Origin of the sequence: Dorea sp. OM07-5 (genome assembly GCF_003481355.1) — a bacterium.
Taxonomy (GTDB): domain Bacteria; phylum Bacillota; class Clostridia; order Lachnospirales; family Lachnospiraceae; genus Dorea_D; species Dorea_D hominis.
Genome location: NZ_QUKZ01000005.1, coordinates 100,399 through 120,963, shown reverse-complemented (window position 1 = coordinate 120,963; position 20,565 = coordinate 100,399). Strand labels below are relative to the sequence as shown.

Genomic DNA, 20,565 nt, shown 5'->3' with positions numbered 1-20,565 from the left:
GCTTTTGTTTGTTCTAAAGATGAAAAATGCCTGTTATGATAAATGCAGATAGAAAGAAAAGCATACATAAGAAGGAGAGAGAAAATGGAACAAAAAACGACGAAAATCAGTTTCTGGGAAAGATTTTCCTATGGATGCGGAGACCTGGGATGTAACATCATTTATTCCGCAATGTCAGCATTTCTGCTGTTTTACTACACAGATTATGTGCATATCAGTGCCGGTATCGTAGGAACGATCATGCTCGTTTCACGTATCTTTGACGGTGTTACGGATCTGATCATGGGAGTGATCGTAGACCGTACCAAATCCAAAATGGGGAAATGCAGACCGTGGATCTTACGGATGGCAATTCCGTTTGCAATTGCCGGAATCCTCCTGTTCAGTGTACCGTCAGGATTGGGGCAGACAGAGAAGATCGCATACATTTTCATTACATATAACTTAGTATCGTCTGTGATCTATACAGCGATCAATGTACCATATGCAACCCTGAATGCTCTGATCACACAGGAGCAGTACGAGAGATCTGTTTTAAGTATTTTCCGTATGATCCTTGCAACAACCGGAACGCTGATCATCACAAACCTGACACTTCCGCTTGTACAGGCATTTGGAAATAACGCATCTGCATGGACGAAAGCATTTGCAGTGTTCGGAGTACTTGCAGTTATCATTTTTTTAATTACATTTACAGGAACGAAAGAGAGAGTAAAACCTTCTGAATATACAAAGCAGGAGAAGATCCCGTTCTTCAAAGGAATTCGCTTACTATTCCAGAATAAATACTGGATCATGATCACACTGACACTGGTATTTATTTTCATCATTTATTCTCTGAACGGCGGAGCTGCTGTTTATTATGCAAAAGTTGTACTGAAAAATCCAAATCTGGTCGGACCGATGAATCTTGTAGCAAGTATCGTACAGATCGTGGCAATGTTCTTTACCGCATTTATCATTAAGAAGATCGGTAAGAGAAATATGCTGATTCTCGGAGCAATCATCTATGGACTCGGATTTGCAATGTTTGCATTTGTCGGAACAAGTTATATCGGAATCATGATCGCATCTGGATTAAAAGGTGTTGGTAATGCCGGAATTTCTTCCTGCATGTTTGCGATTGTATCGGATACGATCGAATATGGAGAGTGGAAGACCGGATATCGTACAGAAGGACTGATCAACAGTGCTTCAAGCTTTGGATTCAAAGTCGGAAATGGTCTTGGATCCGCTATGCTCGGATGGATTTTGGCACTTGGAGGATATGCAGAAAAAGCGGTAGCACAGAGTGCATCTGCACTGACAGCGATCAATGCGTTATTTATCTACATTCCGGTGTTATCAGCAGTATTGATCGTAGCGATCATGTGCTTCTACAAACTGGATAAAGAATACGATGGAATCGTAACAGACTTAAAAGAAGGAAGAGGTGTCGCGGACAATGATTAAGAATCCGATTTTCAAAGGTTTTAATCCGGATCCTTGTATTTGCAGAAAAGGAGACGATTATTATATTGCGGTATCCACGTTTGAGTGGATGCCGGGAATCCCGATTTATCATTCAAAGGATATGAAAAACTGGGAGCTGTATACACATGTGCTGACAGATGAACAGGTAGATCTGAAAAAACTTCCATCAGCAAAAGGAATCTGGGCGCCGTGCCTTACTTACTGTGAAGAGGAAGATCTGTTCTATGTCGTATATGGTGTGATGAATTCCATGAATGCAAGATATTTTGATGTAGACAATTATCTTGTAACAGCAAAAGACATTCGTGGACCGTGGAGTGAGCCGGTTTATTTACATTCCGCAGGATTTGATGCTTCTATTCTTCACGACGATGACGGAAGAAAATGGATTGTTTCTCTGGAGTGGGAGACAAGAGAAGGATATGAAAAACCGGGTGTGATCTGTCTGGTTGAGTATTCTCCGAAAGAAAAGGCAGTAGTCGGATATCCGAAACGAATCTGGCGCGGCGGTACAGATAGAGGATGTATCGAAGCACCGCATCTTACAAAGAGAAATGGTTATTATTATATTATGTGTGCGGAAGGCGGAACCGGATACAATCACTGCGTGACGATGGGAAGATCCAAAAATGTATGGGGACCATATGAGGGGGATCCGAAGAATCCGATCGTAACAAGTGTTCCGGGCGAGTCGAATGAAAGACATGATCCGGATCATCTGAAACCGAAATATTTCAATCCGGACAGCGTTCTGCAGAAATCCGGTCACGGAAGTTATGTAGAAACTTCTCTTGGCGAGGTTTATCTGGTACATCTCTGTTCCAGACCGTTTGCACCGGAGCTTCGCTGCACGCTTGGAAGAGAGACAGCAATACAGAAAATGGAGTGGACCGAAGACGGATGGCTTCGCATGGCAGATGGAGATAATCTGGCGAAAGAATATGTAGAAGAAAGCAAACTGCCGGAATATCCGGTTCCACAGATTCCGGATTTTGATGATTTTGACGGTGAGGAGCTTGGAAACTGGTATTATGCACCACGTATTATGCCACAGAGTTTTGCTGATGTAAAAGCCCGTCCGGGTTATGTGAGAATCCGCGGACAGGAGTCCAGAACATCGCTGAATAAGGTCAGTATCCTTGCAAGAAAACTGACCAGTGTCTATGCAACGGTTACAACAAAGATGGAATACAAGCCGGAAGTATACCAGCACAGTGCCGGACTGATCATTTATTACGATAATATGAATTATATTAATCTGCGTAAATATTACAGTCAGACACTGGGTGGAAGTGCACTGTCGATCATCCAGCTTGAAAATGGAGAAAAGACAGAATATCTGGATACGAGAATTGCAGTGGAGGATGTTCCGATTTATCTGAGACTTCGGATTGAGGGAAGGCAGCTTTGGTTCGAGTGGAGTTATGACGGTGAGAATTATACAAGAATCGGAAGGACATTTGACACAACGAAGTTCTCTGATGAGTATTGTAAATATGGTGAGTTCACAGGAACATTTGTAGGTCTTACATGTGCAGACCGTGTATTGCATAAACATTATGCCGATTTTGATTTTTTCTCTTACGAGGCAGATGAAGAAAAAGGAGTGCCGGCACCGGAAGAAAAATAATTGAAAATAATTTCAGGAGAGAAAGCCTGCAAAATACAACTTGTGTTTTGTGGGCTTTTCTGGTAAAGTAAACACAAGTTATATCTTATAGTTCTAAAGAGATTCTATTTGTATTAGAAAATACGAATATTCAAATGCTCCGGTTTGGAGCAAAATCCAGAAACTTTAATTTTAGAGGGAAACGATTGCTGAGTGTCATGTGAAGATGTTACGATGTCAGTTTGCCTTTGATATGTAATATTTGTTTAAATATTTAATTTGATTTTTAGTAAAAAATTAGTTTGTAACAAGATGTAAAAAGTAACGATGAAAAATGCAGGAAAGTTTTATGACTGCATCAGGAAGAGGAGCGTTTGCCATGACAAACAAATTACGTCAGTATTTTCCGGTGATCCGTTCACGGGAAGAAGTAATGAAGGATATTGAGAAGGACAAACAGTTGAAGGATATGTTTTATAGCTGGAGAGAAGAAAGAAGGAAGGAATTTCTTGAAGACTTGCAGATGAAAATAGTCTGCTGATCATGGATATGGTAGTGCAGCTGGAAGAATTTAAACACTTTCCAGATACATATATACATCGGTTTGAGCAGGAGTCAGATACTGGTCTGGAAATGAATCTGCTTCAAAAATATTTATTTGTTCCGCTTGACATTTTTCAGAAGATTCAGCACAATAAAAATGGAGAAATAAAGATTGCGAATCGTCTGGAAGCGTGGCTTGCTTTCCTATGTATGGACAGACCGGAAGAGATCATCGCAATCATTGAGAAGTATCCGGATTTTAAAGATTTGTACAGTCAGATCTATGATATGTGCCGGAATATAGAAGAGGTGATGGCTATGTTTTCAAAGGAATTACTGGAGATGGATCGTAATACAGTGCAGTTAATGATTGATGACATGCAGAAGGAATTAGATGAGACGAAGGATGAGCTGGTTGGAACGAAAGGAAAACTGGATGAAGCCCAAGGACAGCTGGATGAAACGAAAGGACAGCTGGATGAAACGAAAGGACAGCTGGATGAAACGAAAGGACGGCTGGATGAAACGAAAGGGCAGCTGGATGAAGCCAGAAATGAGGTGGAATTGCTTCGAAGAAAGCTGGCAGAATTAGAAGGCAACAGATAAATTTATGAGAAAAACAGAAAAGAAAAGTATAGCAGTCATAGATGATGAAGTGCAGATGTTAAAGGTTATCGGAAGATATGTAACAGAGACGCTGAAACAAAAGAATATGACAGATAAGATTAATGTGCGGTTGTTTTGTATGGCAGAAGAATTTCTGGAATCTGTGAAAAAGGATGAAAAATATCTTGCCGTATTTTCTGATATCGAGATGGATACGATGAATGGAATTGAACTCGGAAAGTGGCTGAACAAGAAACGTGCACAGGAAAAGGGGGAAGCAATTCCCCTCATTTTTATTACATCACATGAAGAGTTTGCGATTGAAAGTTACCGTCTGGATGCATATCAGTATATTCTGAAAGAAGAGATGAAAGTTCGGATACCAGAAGTTTTAAGAAATATATTGCAGCAGCGGAGAGAGGAAGAAGACTCATACCGCGTGCTTGAAACGATAGAAGGTATGCAGAAAATCCGATATGGAGATATTCTTTATATTCAGAAAGCAAAAGGAAAGAAATATGTAGAGTATTACACACAGGATAAGGTTTACAGAGAACAGATCAATATGAAAACGTTGTGGGAGGAATTACAGCACAGAGATTTTGTATATGCAGACCGTAGCTGCCTTGTCAATATAGAGAAAGTCATACAGATACACGGAATGGAACTTGAACTTTCCGGCGGTGTGAGAGTAAGAATTGCAAGAAGGCATCTGATGGAATTAAAAGAATGTGTCAGACAGTACTGGGAGAGGAAGAAAAGATATCATGGGATATAGAAGCATTATTATTATACTTGCAGTTCTGGAGGCACTGATGTCTGCATATTTGATGAAACAGGGAATGCCAACAACGGCAGGAAGAAAAGCAGACAGATTTATATATGCCGGAAGTGTGGGAACTGTGGTTTTACTTGTGGCAGGTAAAGAGTATCCGATCGGAATGTATCTGACAGTGTTCTTACTCACACTGTGCGGCTTTATTTGTGTTGCACTTGGCACAGAGGCGTACGCATTTGCATTTGGAGTACCTGCTGTTTGCTATGGTGGTTTAAGTTTTTTGGAAGTATTTATTGCATCATGGGCAGTTCTGATGCAGGGAACAAGCCAGAATCCATCCAAGATGTGGAAATTGGACATGCTGCCAAAAACAGTAAGCTGCCTGATCGCGGGTGTAATATTTCTTGGTTATGTCTGTTTTATTTGCAAAAAGAAAACCATAAAGAGAATCGCAGAGGAATATAAAGGACTGATTGTAACATTTGGAGCAGGTTTACATATTGTAATTCTGATCTATCAGTTGATGTTGATGGGTGAAGGAACCAAATGGTATTTTCAGAATATTGTGACTGCAAATGTAATAGCACTCCTGCTGATCTGGCTGTTATGGCAGTTCAGTAAATTTATTTTCCGCTATGAAAGCCTGCAAAGAGAGAATCAGATGATTGAATTTCAAAATACGATGATGGAAAATAATTATGCAAATCTGAAAGAAGCACTGGAAGAGAACCGGAGAATCAATCATGATATGAAAAATCATCTGCTCTTATTAAAAGAATATGAGAAGAGGCAGGACTGGAAAGAACTTCGGAGTTATCTGGATAAGATTACACCGGAGTATGAATCTGTGAAGTTCTATCCATGGACGACTTGTCAGCCACTGGATCTTCTGCTGAATCTGAAGATGCATATGGCAAAAAAAAAGAAAATTGTATGGAAGATAACCGCCTGTTCACTTGAAAAATTTGTATTGGAAGAAAATGAAATCTGTATTTTATTTGGCAATCTGCTGGATAATGCGCTGGAAGCAAGTGAAAAAGTTGAAAAAGGAGAAAAATGGATAAAAACAGAAATACAGAATCCGGGAAATATGCTTTTTATAAACATTGCTAACAGTATGGAAAAACAGCCGGTGAGGGAAGGAAAAAGATGGATTTCCCAGAAAGAGAATCAAAAATTCCATGGCTACGGTCTTATAAGTGTAGAACGCATTGTTGAAAAATATGAAGGAACAATCAGATATCTGGTCACAAAGGACAGATTCGAAGTACAGGTTTCCTTTTTCATGTCCTGAAAAATACCGTTTATGGCGAGGGTATTGCCCACTTCTGTCAGTGTGCTTATTCTTAGAAAAGGATAAGTAACTGATGGAGGTGGGTTTTTGTTATATCAGATTATTTTAAAAAATTTCAAAAGCAGTTGGAAAAATTATTTTGTCTATTTTACAGGGAACATTATAGGAGTCGCAGAATTTTTTGTGTTTTTAGGCTTGTATTCTGTATCGAAAGTAATTATGAAGGATGCATCTGCAGATTTTGGAACGATACAGGATGTTATGTTTGCATGTATTCTGGTCTGCATTTTCAGTGTGGCGATTATGACATATTCTATGCAGAAATTTATGCGGTTAAGACTCAGAGAGTATCAGTTGTTTTATGTACTTGGAATGAAACGGCGTAAAATGTATGGAATGATTCTTTTTGAGTATTTTTCAGGCTGCCTGGGAACTTTATTTGCCGGAATGCTTGCAGGACGGCTTATGCTTGGAGGTGTTTTGAAAGCATGGCATTATTTTTTTTCGGAATATATACGTCGTGTTCCGATTACAGTCTCTGTCTATATGGATACATGTAAATTAAGCGTGGCAGTATTCCTTGCGGTAGCATTTTCCCTGCTTGTGTGGGCAGATAATCATGGACTGCAGGATCTGATGAATGATGGAAAGAAGAAAGAGAAAAAACCACAGAGCAGAAAGTGGCTGGTATTTACAGTAGCAGGAGTTTTGCTTATAGCGGCAGGATATTGGATCTATGCCAGATATTCATTGGATTATGGATATCTGTATTCTCATTTATTTTTGAATTTTGGAACATTTTTTGTAGTTTTATTTGGTGGAGGGATCTTGCTAGAGATACTACATAAAAGAAGAAAATTTTATCTGAAACATCTTCTCGGATTAAATGGATTGTACAGCCGATATCAAAGTAATATGTTGTTTTTCTTAATGATATTTACCGTACAGTTTGCAGCGGTTGGTTATTGCGGTGTACAGATTGCAGAGATTCTTCCAATTTCAGGGCAGGAAAAATATTTTCCGTACGATGCAGTATGGATGGGAAAAGATACAGGAGAAAATCAAAACTTTGTAAATCAGTGTGTAAAGGAATACAAAGGAAGTGTAAAAAAATTTCCAATGATCCGGGTGAGTGGTTATAGTGTTGAATTGGTTGGAATTTCAGAGAAAACATATGAGCAGTTATCCGGAAAACAGGTTCATCTTAAGAATAAAGAGATTGTATATATTCAAAATGAATACAAAACCTACAATGGGAAAAAAGTAACCATGGGAGCGATGGATTATGGACGCAAAGGATACACATGGCTGATGCCTGGCAGCTTTGATAAGGGAAAAGATGAATATGTCAGTCCGGAGTCCAATCATCCGATTGCAAGTAAAGACAGGGATCATCTGTACAGAATGAAAAGAATCGAAGCAGGAAACTGGTTCGGAAAATACAGGATCGGTGTAGAGGCAGAGAATGTTGTAGTATTTTCTGAAAATTATTTTAATAAATGGCATGAGAAATTAAAAAAAGAAAAAGAAGAACCGGATCTGTTATATTTATTTTCATTTCCGGATCGTACAGAAAAACAGGGAACGAAAGAATTACAGAAATATGTAAATAAATATGGAAATCAGGACTATGGACTGACAGATGAAGTACAGAAAACACTTTATGTAACTGCAACATTTGTAACAGAGCTGGAAAAAAGCCTGCTCTTTCAATTATCAAATAAAGCGTTCTTTTTTCTTGCATTGCTTGTAAGTGGAAACTTTGCGTTATTTGTAAAGATGGCATCTGAACTGCCGGATTACAGGAAACGTTATGAGTTCCTGTCATGTATGGGGATTACAAAGAAAATGAAGAAAAGAACGCTTGCATGGGAAGTAAAACTTCTTCCGGAAATTACGACGGCTGCTGTGTTATTGCTCTCTGCCGGTTATGTAGAGATGGAGAAAATACGGGAATCTTATCTTGGAGTTGTGCATGGAAAAGAAGTATGGATTTACTGGGGCTGTCTGTCAGCAGGATATATATTGCTTACAGAAGTCATGCTTGAACTATTAAAAAAATGGGTTGCAAAGAGAGTGGAGGAAGGAAATAGAAGATGAGCGTTATAAAAGTAGAAAATCTTATTAAGAATTATAGAAAATCGACATGGAAAGAAAGTGAAGAAGATGTAAAAGTGTTAAAAGGAATTTCATTTGAAGTGAAGCAGGGTGAATTTGTCGGAATTATGGGAAAATCCGGTTGTGGAAAAACAACACTTTTAAAAAATCTGGGTATGATTGATAAGCCGACAAAAGGAAAAATACAGTTTGCGGGAGAAGATACGGATTCTCTATATGGTGATAAACTGGCAGAAATAAGGAATCAGAAGATTGGATTTGTATTTCAGGACTTTTATTTGATGGACAGCCTGTCTGTGGAAGAAAATATTATGCTCCCAATGATTCTGAAGAAAAGTCTGGTGAAAGAGATGCAAAAAAAAGCAAAAAATCTGGCAGAACAATTTGAAATTGGAAAACTGCTTCAGAAAAATCCATATGAATTATCCGGTGGAGAACGTCAGAGAGTGGCAATCTGCAGGGCACTGATCAATGATCCGGAACTGATTCTTGCAGATGAACCGACAGGGAATCTCGACTCCCATTCCGGACAACTTGTTATTGACACATTAAAACGGATTCATACGGAGTATAAAAAAACGATTATTATGGTGACACATGATCCGAAAATGGCAAGCTACTGTGACAGGATTCTCCTTTTGAAAGATGGAAAGATCCTGGAAGAAATGAAAAGAGTTAAAGAACAAGAAAGATTTTATTTCAGGATTCTCGGAAAGATGGCAGATTTATAGAAAAACATGATATAATAGAATGCATCCAAAAAAGAAAGAGAGGGATGCATATGGAATATGAAGGTCAGATCTGCCGCGCACCTATGGAGCGTTCATCTTATATGCTGCCGGTGATGGTAGGATGTTCTTATAACCGGTGCAGGTTTTGCACATTATTCAAACATTTAAAATTCCGTAAACTTCCACTTGCCCAGGTAGAACATGATCTGATCCGTGTGAAAGAAGCCGGAGGAAAGCCCAAAGCCGTATTTTTAGGCGATGGCAATGCATTTGATCTCCCGACGGAAGAACTGGCAGAGATCCTTAAGCTTGTCAGAAAATATTTTCCGGAAGGGCCATCTGTACGCATGGATGCAACCGTTACAGGAATCCTTGCAAAGTCACCGGAAGAGTTGGAACAATTACATAGTTTGGGAGTGGAGCATCTGTATCTGGGCATTGAGAGTGGTCTGGAAGAGGTGCTTGCTTTTATGAAAAAAGATCATACGATTTCTCAGGCGGAAAAGGCAATTGAAAGAATACAGGACGCAGGTATTGTATTTGACGCACATATTATGACAGGAGTTGCAGGACATGGAAAAGGCATGGAAAATGCCAGGGCATTAGCGGCATTCTTAAATGAGACAAAGCCGGAAAGAGTGATTAATTTCTCTATGTTTTTACATACAGATGCACCGTTATATCAGGAGATTCGGAACGGCAATTTCAAACCGGCAACAGAATTGGAGAATCTGAAAGAAGAAAAGCTGTTGCTGGAAGAGTTGGAACCAATGGATCTTGCTTATGACGGGTTTCATGATTTTATTGAATTCCGTGTGCGCGGGAACTTAAAAAAAGACAAAGAAAAGATGATAAAAAAGATTGCGGATGAGATTATCAGGCAGGAGAAAAAGGAAGAAGTAATCGCTTATATTTCGGAATCGTGGTCGTAGGAGCAGGTAAATAAAAGAGAAATAAAAAAGAAAACAAAAAAGATATTCGTATATGCTTGACAAAAGTGACGGGTATTGCTATTATATAAAAACAGAACGCACTCTGTTTTTTAAATATAACGAAAGAGAGGTGCAGTCATGCAGAGAGTTTTTTCATTATTAGTTGACAACAATCCAGGAGTTTTAAGTCGGATTTCAGGATTGTTCAGTAGAAGGGGATACAGTATTGATAGCATTACAGCAGGCGTTACCGCTGATCCAAGGTTTACAAGGATAACAATCGTATCAAGTGGTGATGAACTGATTTTATCCCAGATTGAAAAGCAGGTCAGAAAGCTGGAAGACATTATTGAGATTAAGGTTTTGGAGCCGTCAGATTCCGTTTACCGTGAACTGATTATGGTTAAGGTAAAGGCAAACAAGTCGGAGCGTTCAGAGATCATCTCAGTAGCCGATATTTTCCGTGCGAAGATCGTTGATGTGGAGAAGGATTCCCTGATGGTTGAGCTTACCGGTACACAGTCCAAGCTGGATGCTTTCTTAAATCTTCTGGGAGGGTATGATATTCTGGAACTTGCAAGAACCGGAATTACAGGTCTGAACCGTGGCATGAAAGATGTAACACTCATCGACCAGGACGGCAATGTAGAGACACTCACACAGGAGTGATACTTTATGGTATTAAACGAAAGATACTTTCGTTTAATGATATATTTATAACACAATAAAAATTTATTATATTATTTAGGAGGAATGCTAAAATGGCAGCAAGAATTTTTTATCAGGAAGATTGTAATTTATCTGTATTAGACGGACAGAAGATTGCTATCATCGGTTATGGTAGCCAGGGACATGCACATGCACTGAACTTAAAAGAGTCAGGATGTGATGTTATCGTAGGACTTTATGAAGGAAGTAAATCATGGGCAAAAGCTGAAGCTCAGGGATTCAAAGTATACACAGCAGCAGAAGCAGCAAAACAGGCTGATATCATCATGATCCTGATCAACGATGAGTTACAGGCTGATATGTACAAAAAAGACATCGAGCCAAACCTTGAGGAAGGTAACATGTTAATGTTCGCTCATGGTTTCAACATTCACTTTGGATGTATCAAACCACCGAAGAATGTCGATGTAACAATGATCGCACCAAAAGCACCGGGACATACTGTAAGAAGTGAGTATCAGGCTGGTAAAGGAACTCCTTGTCTGATCGCTGTAGAGCAGGATGCTACGGGAAAAGCATGGGATCGTGCACTTGCTTATGGTCTTGCAATTGGTGGGGCAAGAGCTGGTCTTCTTGAGACTACATACAGAACAGAGACAGAGACAGACCTCTTTGGTGAGCAGGCAGTACTTTGCGGTGGTGTTTGTGCACTTATGCAGGCTGGTTTCGAGACACTTTGCGAAGCTGGATATGATCCGAGAAATGCTTACTTCGAGTGTATTCACGAGATGAAACTGATCGTAGACCTGATCTACCAGAGCGGTTTCGCAGGAATGAGATATTCTATCTCTAACACAGCTGAGTATGGTGATTACATTACAGGACCGAAGATCATCACAGAAGATACAAAGAAAGCTATGAAACAGATCCTGACAGACATCCAGGACGGAACATTTGCAAAAGAATTCTTAGTAGATATGTCACCAGCAGGACGTCAGGTACACTTCAAAGCAATGAGAAAACTTGCTTCCGAGCATCCATCAGAGAAAGTCGGAGAAGAGATCAGAAAACTGTACAGCTGGAACGGAGAAGACAAACTGATCAACAATTAATCAGTAAGTCGAAGCGTTTAAAATCTGACTGTAAAAGAAATAACGGACGGTGTAAAGTTCATCTTTACGCCGTCCTTTTTTCGTGGTAATCTGGATATAGATTTAGAAAGGAGTGGTGAGCATCATGGATAGCAGATTAGAAGACTTAAGATCCACCAGAAATCCAAAAGCACGTATTAAAATTATGAAAGGACATTTTGCGACGAGTAACTCGCATCTGAATACATATATCGATATGTCAACAGTCAAGACTCGTCATAACAATGCAAAAGAGACAGCGAAGGAATTAGCCAATGCATATATGACGAATGCAACGATCGATACGATTGTATGTCTGGATGAGACAGAAGTGATCGGAACATTTATGGCAGAGCATCTTGCGAATTCGAGCCAGATGTCTCTGAGTGCGGGGAATAATATTTCTGTGATCACACCGGAGTACAATATGCAGGGACAGATCATGTTCCGTGATAACAAACTACGTATGATTAGGAATCAACAGGTATTGATCCTTGCTGCATCTGTTACAACCGGAAAGACAATCATGCGTGCCATTGAGTCTGTTCTTTATTATGGTGGAAATGTATGTGGAGTATGTTCGATCTTCAGTGCTGTTACAAAAGTTGCTGGAATGGAGATTAAGACAATCTTCACAAGTGCAGACGTACCGGCATATCATGCTTATGATTCTCTGAATTGTCCAATGTGCCAGAAGGGCGAGAGGGTAGAAGCGCTTGTGAACAGCTTTGGATATTCTAAGTTAGAATAGAAGTTATATTCATTAAAAACAACCTCGGCGGAACTGTCGCTGACAGTTCCTGACGGAGAAAACAGCAACAAAAAAACAGCCACATGACGGTATGGCTGTTTTTTTAATATGTCATTCTATAATTAAGCAATTCCGTTAACAGCTTTTGTTAAACGGGAAATCTTTCTGGAGCATGTATTTTTGTGATAAACACCTTTGCTTCCAGCTTTGTTGATTTCAACAATGGCATCTTTTAAAGCAGCTTTAGCTGTTTCAGCATCTTTCTTTGCTACTGCAGTCTCAACTTTCTTTACATAAGTTTTAACTTTAGATTTGATTGCTTTATTTCTAGCAGCCTTTGTTTCGTTTACTAAAATTCTTTTCTTTGCAGATTTGATGTTAGCCAATCTGTCCACCTCCGATTAAATATTTCGATCTGTTGTCGATTTTCCAGTTCGTTAGATCCGGACACGGACGTTCTAACGAAACATACGAACTTATTTTATGTCACGAAAGCTTTTCTGTCAATACATATTTATCAATTATTTGTAAAAACTAGGAAATACAGGTGAAAAAATGTAGAAGAAAGGCGGAAACAAAAATGATGGATCGATATAATGTGCGGACGGATCTTGCGCTGGAGCAGAGAGAACGATTTGTCTCGGATCAGATTGAGATTCCTGGAGTTGCTGTGGAAGAAACCTATGATGACATGTGTGAAGTGCGTGTGACGACAGTACGGATTGAGACAGAAAACGGTGCTGCAGTGATGGGAAAACCAGTAGGAAATTATATCACGCTGGAAGCACCGAAAATGGCAGAAGCAGATGAGAGCTATCACAGAGAGATTTCAGGGAAATTAATGGAAGTACTTGAGGGGTGCCTGCCAGAGAAGGAAGATGGACAGAGTATTCTGATCATTGGACTGGGTAACCGGAATGTCACGCCAGACGCACTGGGACCGCTTGTTGTTGAGCATCTGGATATTACAAGACATCTGGTGAAAGAATATGGAAAATATGCACTTGGCGGGGAGGCGGACCGGCTCGTAAGTGCAGTTGTACCGGGTGTCATGGGACAGACCGGGATGGAGACAGTAGAGATCGTGCGGGGAATTGTGGAAGAGACAGAACCGGATTTTGTAATTGCGATCGATGCGCTTGCTGCAAGAAGTGTGAGAAGGCTGAACCGGACAATCCAGATTGCAGATACCGGAATCGCGCCGGGCTCCGGCGTTGGAAATCACAGAAACGCGATCACAGAGGAGACGGTGGGGGTTCCGGTAATCGCCATTGGTGTCCCGACTGTTGTTGATGCCGCGACGATTGTAGGTGATTCTATCGAAGAATATGTTGCAAAATGCCGGGACGAAGGAATGAGAGAAAATAAAGAACATCTGATTCCGCCGTATCTGTATGGGATGTTTGTTACACCGAAAGATATCGATGAAACGATGGAGCGGACAAGCTATACAATCTCGGAAGCGTTAAATGCTCTTGCTGCCGGACAGGCACATATTTAAAAATTGCACATCATATAGTGTTAAGAAAAGATATGAGAAAAGAGAAGAGATGAAAAATTGGTGCAGAAGAACTTCCGGAAAGAGGCAGCGAAAAAGCATGGCAGTAATGGTCCTGATGGCAGTATGCCTGCTTGCCGCTGCATGGGCAGGAACTATGCTTGCCAGAAAAACAAAGTATCCATATCAAGGAAGAGAATATGTGAACCGGGAAATTTTAAAATGTGCCTGGAAGCTGCATATGCCGGAACTTATGTATATAGAAGAAACAGGAAAAGAATCCTTTGAAAAATGGCTTATCAATCAGATGGAGCTATTATTTCCAATCGGATATATGGCAAATGGGGAAGAAGAAAAGACGCTGGCGGTTGAGGATGAAGATACTTACCGTCTGATTTTAAAGAAACAGGCAGAAGATGAAAATGAAGTGCTGGAGGACGGAACTGTAAAAAACAACAAAGAGAAAACAGAAAAAACACAGACTGCAAAGATATCCGAAAAGAAGCTGAAAAATTATGCATATCTGCGCAGCCATTTTTATACCGTAGATCAGACAACAAAGACGGATGCAAAGGAGCTGGATGCCGGAAAACTTCTGAAAAAGAATATGAAGATCAGAAAAGACGGAAGCAAACCGAAGATTCTAATTTATCATACCCATTCCCAGGAGGCATTTAAAGATTCCAAAGCGGGAGATAAAAAAACATCGATTGTCGGTATGGGAGATATTCTGACGAAAGAGTTAAATGATACTTACCGGATCCCGACAATGCACCACGAAGGAGTGTATGATCTGATTGGCGGGAAAATGGATCGTAGCCGTGCATACCAGCTTGCAGAAGTAAAGGTGAGGAAAATCCTGAAAAAATATCCGTCGATTGAAGTTGTGATCGACCTGCACAGAGACGGTGTCGGAAACAACACACATCTGGTAACATCCATAGATGGAAAGAAAACCGGACAGATCATGTTCTTTAATGGACTAAGCCGGACGAAGAAGAATGGAGATATTGCTTATCTTAAGAATCCATACATACAGGATAATCTTGCATTTTCCATGCAGATGCAGCTTGCTGCCGCAAAAAAATACCCTGGTTTCACAAGAAGGATTTATCTGAAAAATTATCGCTATAATATGCATCTGATGCCCAAATATCTGCTGATCGAGGCAGGTGCGCAGACGAATACGGTAAAAGAAATGCAAAGATCGATGAAAGTCCTCGCAGACCTTTTAGATGCGGTGGTGGATCCATAAAAGTATTTACTTCGTGCCGGATTTTATGCTAATATATACAAAGTATGGAAAAGTATAGAAAAAACGGAAACATGTGGAAAAAAGAGAGAGGATATAGAAGGAATGGCGAAGAAAAACACATATGATGCGGAGAGTATTTCAGTATTAGAAGGTCTGGAAGCGGTAAGAAAAAGACCGGGAATGTATATCGGAAGCGTATCTACAAAAGGTCTGAACCATCTGATCTATGAGATTGTAGATAATGCGGTAGATGAACATCTGGCAGGATACTGCAGCGAGATCCATGTCACACTGGAAAAAGACGGTTCTGCCACGATTGCAGATAATGGACGTGGTGTGCCGGTCGATATGCATGCCAAAGGTGTGCCGGCAGAGCGTCTTGTCTATACAACGCTTCATGCCGGTGGTAAGTTCGATGACTCGGCATATAAGACAAGCGGAGGTCTGCACGGTGTAGGTTCTTCTGTTGTAAATGCACTGTCCGTATATATGGATGTGGAGATCAGCCGTGACGGCTATATCCACCATGACAGATATGAAAAAGGAAATCCGGTCGTAGAGCTGGTAGATGGTCTTCTTCCAAAACTTGGAAAAACAAGAAAAACCGGAACAAAAGTAAATTTCCTGCCGGATGGAACGATTTTTGAGAAAACAAGATTCAAGGCTGAAGATGTAAAAAGCCGTATGCATGAAACGGCATATCTGAATCCAGAGCTGACGATCGTTTTTGAAGACTTAAGAGACGGGAAAAAAGAGAAGATCACCTACCACGAACCGGAAGGAATCATCGGATTTATCCAGGATCTGAATGGAAAGAAAGAGAAGATCCATGAGCCGGTTTATTTTAAAGGAACTGCGGACGGAATTGAAGTGGAAGTGGCATTCCAGTATGTCAATGAGTTCCATGAAAACATTCTTGGCTTCTGTAATAATATTTACAACAGTGAAGGCGGAATGCATCTGACCGGATTTAAAACGACATTTACGACCGTGATCAACCAATATGCAAGAGAACTTGGAATTCTGAAAGATAAAGATGCGAACTTTACCGGAGCAGATATCCGAAATGGAATGACTGCAATCGTATCCATCAAACATCCGGATCCCCGCTTTGAAGGACAGACGAAGACAAAACTGGATAACCCGGATGCGGCAAAAGCGACAAGTAAGGTGACCGGCGATGAAATCGTGCGTTATTTTGATCGTAATCTGGAAACGCTTAAGAAAGTGATCGGCTGTGCAGAGAAAGCGGCAAAGATCCGTAAGACAGAAGAAAAAGCGAAGACCAATCTTCTGACAAAGCAGAAATATTCTTTTGACAGCAACGGAAAGCTTGCAAACTGTGAAAGCCGTGATGCATCAAAATGTGAGATTTTTATTGTCGAGGGAGATTCCGCCGGAGGATCTGCAAAAACAGCGCGTGACCGTATGTATCAGGCAATCCTGCCGATCCGTGGTAAGATCCTGAATGTAGAAAAAGCAACGATCGACAAGGTGCTTGCAAATGCGGAGATCAAGACGATGATCAATGCATTCGGCTGTGGCTTTTCGGAAGGTTATGGAAATGATTTTGATATCAGCAAACTCCGTTATGATAAGATCATTATCATGGCAGATGCGGACGTGGATGGTGCACACATTTCGACACTGCTTCTTACATTGTTCTATCGTTTTATGAAAGAACTGATCGATGAAGGACATGTCTACATTGCGATGCCGCCACTTTATAAAGCGATGCCGAAAAAAGGCGAAGAAGAATATCTGTACGATGACAAAGCGCTGGAGTGTTACCGGAAGACACACGAAGGTCCGTTTACATTGCAGCGGTACAAAGGTCTGGGCGAGATGGATGCAGAGCAGCTCTGGGAGACAACACTGAATCCGGAAACCCGTATTTTAAAAAGAGTTGAGATTGAAGATGCGAGAATGGCTTCTGCAGTGACAGAGATGTTGATGGGAACAGAAGTACCGCCGCGAAGAGAATTTATTTATGAAAACGCTGCAGAGGCAGAACTGGACGTATAAAGGAGAAGAAAGATGCAGGATTCACAGATCATAAGAACCGAGTATTCGGAAGTGATGAAAAAATCATATATTGACTATGCGATGAGTGTTATTGTTGCCAGAGCGCTGCCGGATGCACGTGACGGATTAAAGCCGGTACAGAGACGTACGCTTTACGATATGCACGAACTGGGTATCCGCTATGACAAGCCATATCGGAAATGCGCCCGTATCGTTGGGGATACGATGGGTAAATATCATCCGCACGGTGACAGCTCGATTTATGATGCACTTGTCGTGATGGCACAGGATTTTAAAAAAGGAATGATACTTGTAGACGGACATGGAAATTTTGGCTCCATCGAAGGAGACGGAGCGGCCGCCATGCGTTATACAGAAGCAAGGCTTGCGAAGATTACGCAGGAAGTGTATCTGGCTGACCTGGATAAAGATGTCATTGATTTCGTGCCGAATTTTGATGAGACAGAGAAAGAGCCGGAAGTTCTGCCGGTCCGTATCCCGAACCTTCTTGTAAACGGTGCGGAAGGTATCGCGGTCGGGATGGCAACCAGTATCCCGACACACAATCTTGCCGAGGTTGTAGATGCTGTCAAAGCATATATGAAAAATAATGATATCAGTACGAGACAGCTGATGAAATATATCAAAGGACCGGATTTTCCGACAGGAGGAATCGTTGTAAATAAAGACGATCTTGTGAGTATTTATGAAAGTGGAACCGGCAAGATCAAACTTCGTGGAAAAGTGGATGTCGAAGAGATGAAGGGTGGCAAGAAACGTCTTGTCATTTCCGAGATTCCATATACGATGATCGGAGCCGGAATTGGAAAATTCTTAAACGATGTCTGCAATCTTGTAGAGACAAAGAAGACAAGTGATATTGTAGATATTTCCAATCAGTCATCTAAGGAAGGAATCCGGATTGTTATTGAACTGAAAAAAGGTGCAGATGTAACCAATCTGACAAACATGTTATATAAGAAAACACGTCTGGAAGATACCTTTGGCGTAAATATGCTTGCTGTTGCAAATGGGCGCCCGGAGACGATGGGACTCAAAAGGATCATTGAGCATCATGTGGATTTTCAGTTTGAGCTGACAATGAGAAAATATAAAAATCTGCTTGCGAAAGAGCAGGATAAAAAAGAGATCCAGGAGGGTCTTATCAAGGCATGTGACGTCATTGACCTGATCATTGAGATCCTGCGCGGGAGTCAGTCTGTAAAAGACGCCAGAGCATGTCTGACAAAAGGAATTACGGAAAATATTAAGTTTAAATCTAATATTTCCAGAAAAATGGCGGCAATGCTCCGTTTTACAGAACGTCAGGCAAATGCCATTCTGGAGATGCGGCTCTATAAACTGATTGGTCTGGAAATCGCAGCGCTTATGAAAGAGCATGAGACGACACTTGCAAATATTGCAAAATACGAAGATATTCTGAATAATTATGATTCCATGGCAGCAGTGATCATGGAAGATTTAGATCAGATCAAGAAAGAATTCGGCAGAAAGAGACGGACTGTTATTGAAAATGCAGAAGAGGCTGTCTTTGAAGAGAATAAGATCGAAGAACAGGAAGTTGTCTTCCTGATGGATCGTTTCGGTTATGCCAGAACGGTAGATGCCGCAACATATGAGAGAAATAAAGAAGCGGCGGACAGTGAGAATAAATATGTCCTGCATGCGATGAATACCGGAAAACTGTGTGTATTTACAGCGGGAGGTAAAATGCATCAGATCAAAGTGTTAGATCTGCCGCACGGAAAATTCCGTGACAAAGGTCTGCCAATCGACAATGTAAGTAATTATGATAGCACCGCAGAGGAAATTGTCTATATCTGTGATGCAGAACAAACCCGTTATGCAAAATTATTATTTGCAACGAAACAGGGCATGATCAAAAAGGTAGACGGACAGGAATTCCAGGTGGCAAAACGTACGATCGCAGCTACGAAATTACAGGCAGATGATGCAGTAGTAAGCATTCAGGTGATCACCGATAACCAGCAGGTCGTCTTACAGACAAAAGATGGATATTTTCTGCGTTTTGCGGCAGATGAAGTTTCGGAGAAGAAGAAAGGTGCAATTGGTGTGCGTGGAATCAAACTCCGGAAAGAAGACGAGCTGGAACATGTTTATCTGTTTGAAGAAGGAACCGAGACAAAGGTCATGTACAAAGAAAAAGAAGTGACATTAAATCGACTGAAAATGGCAAAACGTGACGGAACAGGAACAAAGACAAGGGCATAAATAAGGGGATGGACAAATGATACAGGAAATTGCACCACATCAGTATGATAATACATACAGACCACAGAAACCGGAAGCAGAGGATTATGTGCTTTACTATGATGGAAGAGAAGTGCTTGTGACAGAAGGAGAGATTGCATTTCCGAAAGTCGCAGAGATCTGCAAAGCGTCAGAGACTGCCGGGGAGAAACTTATTTATCTGTTCACGATTGATGAAAAAGTGTACTATCTTCTGAATCATAAGACGACAGATAAGATGGAAGTTGTAGATGATGTGAATACATCTGTGAGTGTGGAACGCCTGCAAGTAGCCGGATATGTGTGGAAGGCTGTAGAATATTTCCGCAGTGCAAAGCCAAAATATCAGGCGTTTGCAGCGATTACTGGATGGCAGTTACAGCGCTGGTATGATACGAGACGTTTCTGCGGTTATTGCGGAACGCGTATGAAAGCAGATGGAAAAGAGAGAATGTTAAAATGTCCGAAGTGCGGATTGATGGAATTTCCCAAAATCTGCCCGGCTGTGATCATCGGTGTGACTCATGGAGATAGAATCCTGATGTCCAAATACACAGGCAGAATTTATAAAAATTATGCACTGCTTGCAGGATTTAACGAAATCGGAGAATCGATAGAGGAAACCGTATCAAGAGAAGTCATGGAAGAAGTAGGCCTGAAGGTTAAAAATATTCGTTATTACAAAAGTCAGCCATGGTCTTTCTCCGATACACTGCTGATGGGATTCTTCTGTGATCTGGATGGAGAGGAAGAAATTAATCTCGACAGAGAAGAATTGGCAATGGCAGAATGGTTTGACCGGGAGAAGATGCCGGTAGAGCGTGAAGATTTAAGCCTTACAAATGACATGATGATGGCATTTAAAGAAGGAAGAGTATAGCA

The 20,565-nt window shown here is 40.8% G+C and carries 18 protein-coding genes; 17 read left to right on the top strand and 1 reads right to left on the bottom strand.

The genetic code is table 11. The features are described 5' to 3' along the window. The first annotated feature begins 84 nt into the window (after positions 1-84). The 12 genes from DXC04_RS06515 to DXC04_RS06465 all read left to right on the top strand — a co-directional run bounded on the left by DXC04_RS06515 (position 85) and on the right by DXC04_RS06465 (position 12,634). Positions 85-1,452 (top strand): MFS transporter, encoded by a 1,368-nt coding sequence (locus DXC04_RS06515; RefSeq protein WP_118660494.1) that lies wholly within the window; start codon positions 85-87, stop codon positions 1,450-1,452. Continuing rightward, on the top strand, positions 1,445-3,103 hold the full coding sequence (locus DXC04_RS06510) for a glycoside hydrolase family 43 protein (protein ID WP_118660492.1): 1,659 nt from the start codon (positions 1,445-1,447) through the stop codon (positions 3,101-3,103). Before DXC04_RS06515 ends, DXC04_RS06510 begins: the two co-directional genes overlap by 8 nt. 358 nt (positions 3,104-3,461) lie before the next feature. Then, the gene (locus DXC04_RS15860; RefSeq protein WP_243112116.1) at positions 3,462-3,623 is read left to right on the top strand and encodes a hypothetical protein; all 162 of its coding nucleotides are present in this window, start codon (positions 3,462-3,464) and stop codon (positions 3,621-3,623) included. 2 nt (positions 3,624-3,625) lie between these two features. Beyond that, complete coding sequence (locus tag DXC04_RS06505) at positions 3,626-4,231, top strand: coiled-coil domain-containing protein (RefSeq protein WP_243112115.1); 606 nt, start codon at positions 3,626-3,628, stop codon at positions 4,229-4,231. 4 nt (positions 4,232-4,235) lie between these two features. Next, a complete protein-coding gene (locus DXC04_RS06500; RefSeq protein ID WP_118660490.1) occupies positions 4,236-5,009 on the top strand; it encodes a LytR/AlgR family response regulator transcription factor in 774 nt (257 codons plus the stop codon). Then, entirely contained in the window at positions 4,999-6,303 is a 1,305-nt protein-coding gene (locus tag DXC04_RS06495; RefSeq protein WP_118660488.1) for a sensor histidine kinase, read from the top strand. The genes DXC04_RS06500 and DXC04_RS06495 overlap by 11 nt, the downstream gene beginning before the upstream one ends. A gap of 87 nt (positions 6,304-6,390) precedes the next feature. Beyond that, the gene (locus DXC04_RS06490) at positions 6,391-8,403 is read left to right on the top strand and encodes an ABC transporter permease (protein ID WP_118660486.1); all 2,013 of its coding nucleotides are present in this window, start codon (positions 6,391-6,393) and stop codon (positions 8,401-8,403) included. Further along, positions 8,400-9,152, top strand: coding sequence for an ABC transporter ATP-binding protein (locus DXC04_RS06485; RefSeq protein ID WP_118660484.1), 753 nt, complete (start codon positions 8,400-8,402; stop codon positions 9,150-9,152). Before DXC04_RS06490 ends, DXC04_RS06485 begins: the two co-directional genes overlap by 4 nt. A gap of 50 nt (positions 9,153-9,202) precedes the next feature. Continuing rightward, the gene (locus DXC04_RS06480) at positions 9,203-10,084 is read left to right on the top strand and encodes a radical SAM protein (RefSeq protein WP_118660482.1); all 882 of its coding nucleotides are present in this window, start codon (positions 9,203-9,205) and stop codon (positions 10,082-10,084) included. Positions 10,085-10,222: 138 nt separating this feature from the next. After that, the gene (gene ilvN, locus DXC04_RS06475) at positions 10,223-10,753 is read left to right on the top strand and encodes an acetolactate synthase small subunit (protein WP_021860644.1); all 531 of its coding nucleotides are present in this window, start codon (positions 10,223-10,225) and stop codon (positions 10,751-10,753) included. 92 nt (positions 10,754-10,845) lie between these two features. Then, positions 10,846-11,865, top strand: coding sequence for a ketol-acid reductoisomerase (gene ilvC, locus DXC04_RS06470; protein ID WP_117537301.1), 1,020 nt, complete (start codon positions 10,846-10,848; stop codon positions 11,863-11,865). Positions 11,866-11,989: 124 nt separating this feature from the next. Further along, a complete protein-coding gene (locus DXC04_RS06465) occupies positions 11,990-12,634 on the top strand; it encodes a hypothetical protein (RefSeq protein WP_021860011.1) in 645 nt (214 codons plus the stop codon). A 122-nt stretch (positions 12,635-12,756) separates the two neighbouring features. Here DXC04_RS06465 and rpsT read toward each other — a convergent pair whose 3' ends face one another. Beyond that, the gene (gene rpsT, locus DXC04_RS06460) at positions 12,757-13,020 is read right to left on the bottom strand and encodes a 30S ribosomal protein S20 (RefSeq protein WP_021860010.1); all 264 of its coding nucleotides are present in this window, start codon (positions 13,018-13,020) and stop codon (positions 12,757-12,759) included. 194 nt (positions 13,021-13,214) lie between these two features. Here rpsT and gpr point away from each other — a divergent pair, with 194 nt between their 5' ends. The 5 genes from gpr (at position 13,215) to nudC (ending at position 20,563) form a co-directional block, all read left to right on the top strand. Then, positions 13,215-14,135 carry a GPR endopeptidase gene (gene gpr / locus DXC04_RS06455; RefSeq protein WP_021860009.1) on the top strand — a complete coding sequence of 307 codons (921 nt, stop codon included), beginning with the start codon at positions 13,215-13,217 and terminating at the stop codon, positions 14,133-14,135. 97 nt (positions 14,136-14,232) lie between these two features. Beyond that, on the top strand, positions 14,233-15,387 hold the full coding sequence (gene spoIIP / locus DXC04_RS06450; protein WP_243112114.1) for a stage II sporulation protein P: 1,155 nt from the start codon (positions 14,233-14,235) through the stop codon (positions 15,385-15,387). A 102-nt stretch (positions 15,388-15,489) separates the two neighbouring features. Beyond that, complete coding sequence (locus DXC04_RS06445) at positions 15,490-17,412, top strand: DNA gyrase/topoisomerase IV subunit B (protein WP_021860007.1); 1,923 nt, start codon at positions 15,490-15,492, stop codon at positions 17,410-17,412. Positions 17,413-17,424: 12 nt separating this feature from the next. Next, positions 17,425-19,665 carry a DNA gyrase/topoisomerase IV subunit A gene (locus DXC04_RS06440; protein WP_118660480.1) on the top strand — a complete coding sequence of 747 codons (2,241 nt, stop codon included), beginning with the start codon at positions 17,425-17,427 and terminating at the stop codon, positions 19,663-19,665. A 16-nt stretch (positions 19,666-19,681) separates the two neighbouring features. Then, positions 19,682-20,563, top strand: a complete 882-nt coding sequence (gene nudC / locus DXC04_RS06435; RefSeq protein WP_118660478.1) for an NAD(+) diphosphatase — start codon at positions 19,682-19,684, stop codon at positions 20,561-20,563. Positions 20,564-20,565: the final 2 nt, after the last annotated feature.

What these genes read in the sequence shown, in the direction of transcription:
- DXC04_RS06510 (WP_118660492.1), top strand. Translation starts at nt 1,445, where the DNA reads ATGATTAAGAATCCGATTTTCAAAGGTTTTAATCCGGATCCTTGTATT.
- DXC04_RS06515 (WP_118660494.1), top strand. Translation starts at nt 85, where the DNA reads ATGGAACAAAAAACGACGAAAATCAGTTTCTGGGAAAGATTTTCCTAT.
- DXC04_RS06505 (WP_243112115.1), top strand. Translation starts at nt 3,626, where the DNA reads ATGGATATGGTAGTGCAGCTGGAAGAATTTAAACACTTTCCAGATACA.
- ilvN (WP_021860644.1), top strand. Translation starts at nt 10,223, where the DNA reads ATGCAGAGAGTTTTTTCATTATTAGTTGACAACAATCCAGGAGTTTTA.
- DXC04_RS06465 (WP_021860011.1), top strand. Translation starts at nt 11,990, where the DNA reads ATGGATAGCAGATTAGAAGACTTAAGATCCACCAGAAATCCAAAAGCA.
- DXC04_RS06495 (WP_118660488.1), top strand. Translation starts at nt 4,999, where the DNA reads ATGGGATATAGAAGCATTATTATTATACTTGCAGTTCTGGAGGCACTG.
- ilvC (WP_117537301.1), top strand. Translation starts at nt 10,846, where the DNA reads ATGGCAGCAAGAATTTTTTATCAGGAAGATTGTAATTTATCTGTATTA.
- nudC (WP_118660478.1), top strand. Translation starts at nt 19,682, where the DNA reads ATGATACAGGAAATTGCACCACATCAGTATGATAATACATACAGACCA.
- DXC04_RS06440 (WP_118660480.1), top strand. Translation starts at nt 17,425, where the DNA reads ATGCAGGATTCACAGATCATAAGAACCGAGTATTCGGAAGTGATGAAA.
- gpr (WP_021860009.1), top strand. Translation starts at nt 13,215, where the DNA reads ATGATGGATCGATATAATGTGCGGACGGATCTTGCGCTGGAGCAGAGA.
- DXC04_RS15860 (WP_243112116.1), top strand. Translation starts at nt 3,462, where the DNA reads ATGACAAACAAATTACGTCAGTATTTTCCGGTGATCCGTTCACGGGAA.
- DXC04_RS06445 (WP_021860007.1), top strand. Translation starts at nt 15,490, where the DNA reads ATGGCGAAGAAAAACACATATGATGCGGAGAGTATTTCAGTATTAGAA.
- DXC04_RS06480 (WP_118660482.1), top strand. Translation starts at nt 9,203, where the DNA reads ATGGAATATGAAGGTCAGATCTGCCGCGCACCTATGGAGCGTTCATCT.
- spoIIP (WP_243112114.1), top strand. Translation starts at nt 14,233, where the DNA reads ATGGCAGTAATGGTCCTGATGGCAGTATGCCTGCTTGCCGCTGCATGG.
- DXC04_RS06485 (WP_118660484.1), top strand. Translation starts at nt 8,400, where the DNA reads ATGAGCGTTATAAAAGTAGAAAATCTTATTAAGAATTATAGAAAATCG.
- DXC04_RS06500 (WP_118660490.1), top strand. Translation starts at nt 4,236, where the DNA reads ATGAGAAAAACAGAAAAGAAAAGTATAGCAGTCATAGATGATGAAGTG.